A 306-nucleotide genomic window follows, 5' to 3' on the forward strand; every position below is an offset into this window, starting at 1 on the left:
AGCTACTCGGTGAGCATGGAGCCGATGGGGACCGTCGAGTTCGAGTCCGTCCCGGAGACCATCGCGCCGTTCACCGCCGACTACATCGACATGTTGGTCGCGCTGGGCAAGGCCGACGCCGTCCGGTCCATCTGGTACCGCGGTCGGTACAAGACGAACCACTACGACGAGCTCGACGGCGTCTCCGTCGACCTCGACGGTCTCACCCAGCTGTGGAACGACGGCGTGTCCAAGGAGCTGTTCTACGAGATGGACGCGGACCTCCACCTCATCGATCCGCACTCGCTGACCGACTGGCTCGCCGCC

The 306-nt window shown here is 65.0% G+C and carries 1 pseudogene; it reads left to right on the top strand.

Going from position 1 to position 306, the window contains the following annotated elements:
- Positions 1–306: pseudogene (locus tag EXE45_RS18670) on the top strand (Fe3+-hydroxamate ABC transporter substrate-binding protein); the annotation flags it as partial.

This window comes from Halorubrum sp. SP9, from assembly GCF_005435015.1.
Classification (GTDB): domain Archaea; phylum Halobacteriota; class Halobacteria; order Halobacteriales; family Haloferacaceae; genus Halorubrum; species Halorubrum sodomense.